Genomic DNA, 1,953 nt, shown 5'->3' with positions numbered 1-1,953 from the left:
GTCATGACTGTCGCGGCCGCTGCCGGCACGGCCGCGTACGGCCAGCTGCCGTCGGCTGAGGCCACGCCGGCCGTCGCTGCCGCGCAGCCGGGCGGCGCTGCCCGCGGCCTTCGCTTCACCCCGGTCGCCCCGAACACGGCCGACGCGGTCACCGTCGCCGACGGCTACGACCAGAACGTCGTGATCCGCTGGGGCGACCCGATCCTGCGCGGTGCTCCCGCTTTCGACCAGGGCAACCAGACCGCGCGGGCGCAGGCAGCCCAGTTCGGTTACAACAATGACTTCCTCACTCTCCTGCCCCTCCCGGATGGGGACGGGCGCCAGGTACTCGTGGCCAACCACGAGTACACCGACGAGGTGCTGATGTTCGCCGGATACGACCCGGCGAACCCCACCCGCGAGCAGGTCGAGATCGCCTGGGCCGCCCATGGTCTGTCCGTCGTGGTCGTCCAGGAGGACGGCGAGACCGGCAAGCTGACCGCGGTCACCCGTGACCCGCTCAACCGCCGTATCACCGCGACGTCTGAGTTCCGCCTGACCGGCCCCGCGGCGGGGAGCGAGCTGCTGCGCACCTCCGCCGACAGCACCGGCACCCTGGCGCTGGGCACGCTCAACAACTGCGCGGGCGGCACCACCCCCTGGGGCACGATCCTGTCCGGCGAGGAGAACTTCAACCAGTACTTCGCCAACGGCGGTTCGGTCACCGACCCGGCCACCGCGGCCCGTCTCAAGCGCTACGGCATCGGCGGCGCGGCCAGCGAACGCAAGTGGGAGCGGTTCGACAAGCGTTTCGACGTGGCGCAGGAGCCGAACGAGGTCAACCGTTTCGGTTACGTCATCGAACTCGACCCGCACGACCCGGAGTCGACCCCGCGCAAGCACACCGCCCTCGGACGGTTCAAGCACGAGGCCGCGCAGCCTCGCCTGACCGCCGACGGCCGCCCGGTCGTCTACATGGGCGACGACGAGCGCTTCGATTACTTCTACAAGTTCGTCTCCAGCAAGCAGATGATGCGCGGCGCCGGACGGGCCGCCCGCGAGCACAACCTCACCCTGCTCGACGAGGGCACGTTGTACGTCGCCAAGCTGACGGGCGACAGCCCGGCTTCCCAGATCGACGGCAGCGGCAAGCTTCCGGAGGACGGCGAGTTCGACGGCAGCGGCGAATGGATCCGGCTGGCCAGCGGGGACACCTCCTACGTGGACGGCATGAGCGCCGAAGAGGTGTACGTCTTCACGCGCCTCGCCGCCGACAAGGTGGGCGCCACCAAGATGGACCGTCCCGAGGACGTCGAGCCGAGCCCGCGGACCGGCCGCGTGTATGTCGCCTTGACGAACAACAAGGACCGTGGCGCGACCGGGAAGGCCTCGGCCGATGAGGCCAACCCGCGCAACGCCAACAAGCACGGCCAGATCCTGGAGCTGGCGGAGAGCGGGGACGACCCCACGTCCAAGCAGTTCTCCTGGCGGCTGTTCCTGGTCTGCGGTGACCCGAACGACCCGAACACCTACTTCGCGGGCTTCCCGAAGGAGCAGGTCAGTCCCATCTCCTGCCCGGACAACGTCGCTTTCGACCCCTACGGAAATCTGTGGATCTCCACGGACGGCAATGCGCTGGGCACGCACGACGGTCTGTTCGGTGTCGCGACCACCGGTGAACGGCGTGGTGAGGTGAAGCAGTTCCTCACCGTGCCCAAGGGTGCCGAGACCTGCGGGCCGATCGTCCAGGACCGGCGGGTGCTCGTGGCGGTCCAGCACCCGGGCGAGGTCGACGGCGCGAGCGTCGAGAAGCCGGCCTCGACCTGGCCCGACGGACCGGGAAATCTGGTCCGCCCGGCCGTCGTCAGCGTCTGGCACAAGGACGGGCGCCGCATCGGCGCCTGACCCCGAGGCACCGGGACTCGTACCGAAGGAACGTCCCGCATGGAAGCCTGTCGCACGGACCACCTGGTC

At 69.5% G+C, this 1,953-nt stretch carries 1 protein-coding gene; it reads left to right on the top strand.

The window, feature by feature from the left end; genetic code table 11:
- Positions 1 to 1,884, top strand: a 1,884-nt coding sequence (locus ACRDP3_RS08205; protein ID WP_431516183.1) for a PhoX family protein, incomplete at its 5' end; no start/stop codon positions are given.
- Positions 1,885 to 1,953 lie beyond the last annotated feature (69 nt).

The sequence above is a fragment of the Streptomyces sp. genome, assembly GCF_050698815.1.
Taxonomy (GTDB): Bacteria; Actinomycetota; Actinomycetes; order Streptomycetales; family Streptomycetaceae; genus Streptomyces.
Note: the sequence above shows the minus strand (reverse complement) of the source record. Positions and strands in the feature narration are given on the sequence as shown.